Annotated in this window: 2 protein-coding genes; both read left to right on the forward strand. The window is 73.8% G+C overall.

Annotated elements, in window-relative coordinates:
• Positions 1-67: 67 nt before the first annotated feature.
• Positions 68-937, forward strand: coding sequence for an NUDIX domain-containing protein (locus tag EHS43_RS43660; protein WP_125195953.1), 870 nt, complete (start codon positions 68-70; stop codon positions 935-937).
• Entirely contained in the window at positions 934-1764 is an 831-nt protein-coding gene (locus tag EHS43_RS43665; RefSeq protein ID WP_125195954.1) for an MBL fold metallo-hydrolase, read from the forward strand. The genes EHS43_RS43660 and EHS43_RS43665 overlap by 4 nt, the downstream gene beginning before the upstream one ends.
• Positions 1765-1887 lie beyond the last annotated feature (123 nt).

Raw genomic sequence — 1887 nt, forward strand, 5'->3', positions numbered from 1 at the left:
CACCGCCGGGCACCCCCATAGCCGCCCGGCCCTCGAACATTCGCGCCCCACGAGTTAGCCTCCGCCCATGGCAAACGGGCAGTGGTACCCAGCGGAATGGCCGGACCGTATCCGCGCGCTCGCGGACGGCACGCTCCGGCCGGCCGAGCCGAGACGCGCTGCCACTGTGATGCTGCTCAAGGACTCGGCGGCCGGAACCGTCGTGCACATGGTGCGCAGGCGGGCCTCCATGGCGTTCGCCGGCGGTGCCTACGCCTACCCCGGCGGTGGCGTCGACCCCCGTGACGACGACCACCAGATCCACTGGGCGGGCCCCACGCGCGCGTGGTGGGCGGCTCGGCTCGGGGTGGACCAGACCACGGCCCAGGCGATCGTCTGCGCGGCCGTGCGGGAGACGTTCGAGGAGGCCGGGGTCCTGCTCGCCGGGCCGACGGCCGAGACGGTGGTCGGCGACACCACGGGCGCGCAGTGGGAGGCGGACCGGGCCGCACTGGTGGACCGGGAGCTGTCCTTCGCGGAGTTCCTGGAGCGCCGGGGACTCGTGCTCAGGTCGGATCTGCTCGGGGCCTGGACGCGCTGGATCACGCCCGAGTTCGAACCCCGCCGCTACGACACCTGGTTCTTCGTCGCCGCCCTGCCGCGGGGGCAGCGCACCCGCAACGCCTCCACCGAGGCCGACCGCACGGTGTGGATCCGGCCCCAGGACGCCGCGGACGGCTACGACAAGGGCGAACTGCTCATGATGCCGCCCACCATCGCCACGCTCCGGCAGCTCGTCCCCCACGCCACCGCCGCCGACGCCCTCGCCGCCGCGTCCGACCGCGACCTGACCCCCGTGCTCGCGCGGGCCCGGCTGGTGGACGGCGAGATCGTGCTGTCCTGGCCGGGGCACGACGAGTTCACCAAGCACATCCCGACCGGTGGAGCCTCCGCATGACCGACGCCGCAGCCCTGCCCGGCCAGCCGAGGGGCGGGGTCCTCTCGGGCCCCGCCACGGCGCGAGCCGTCAACGTCCTGGCGCCCAACGCGTCCGCGATGACCCTGGACGGGACCAATACCTGGATCCTGTCGGAACCGGACTCCGAACTGGCGGTCGTGGTCGACCCCGGTCCGCTCGACGAGGGACATCTGCGGGCCGTCGTCGACACCGCCGGGGCCGTCGGCAAGCGCGTCGCGCTCACCCTGCTCACCCACGGTCATCCCGACCACGCCGAGGGCGCCGCCCGGTTCGCCGCGCTGACCGGCACCAAGGTGCGGGCACTCGACCCCGCGCTGCGGCTGGGGGAGGAGGGGCTCGGCGCCGGGGCCGTGGTGCGCGTGGGCGGGCTGGAGCTGCGGGTGGTCCCGACGCCCGGGCACACCGCCGACTCGCTGTGCTTCCATCTCCCGGCCGACCAGGCCGTCGTGACCGGTGACACCATCCTCGGGCGCGGCACGACCGTCGTGGCCCATCCCGACGGCCGCCTGGGCGACTACCTGGACTCCCTGAGGCGGCTGAGGTCCCTGACCGTCGACGACGGCGTCCACACCGTCCTGCCGGGCCACGGGCCCGTCCTGGAGGACGCCCAGGGGGCCGTGGAGTTCTACCTCGCCCACCGGGCGCATCGGCTCGCCCAGATCGAGACGGCCGTGGAGAACGGACACCGGACGCCCGGCGCCGTCGTGGAGCACGTGTACGCGGATGTGGACCGCTCGCTGTGGCCCGCCGCCGAACTGTCGGTGCGGGCCCAGCTGGAGTACCTGGAGGAGCACGGGCTCATCTAGTAGTGCTTCGTTAGGTTCTGGTTCTGCTTGCGGTGAGAGGGCGGCCGCAGGTGCTGCAGGTGCCGGTCCAGCACCTCAGCAGGCCTTGGAGGGCGTCGAGGGTCTGGTAGAGGCTCGGGCCGG

The organism is Streptomyces sp. RP5T, from assembly GCF_003933965.1.
Taxonomy (GTDB): Bacteria; Actinomycetota; Actinomycetes; order Streptomycetales; family Streptomycetaceae; genus Streptomyces.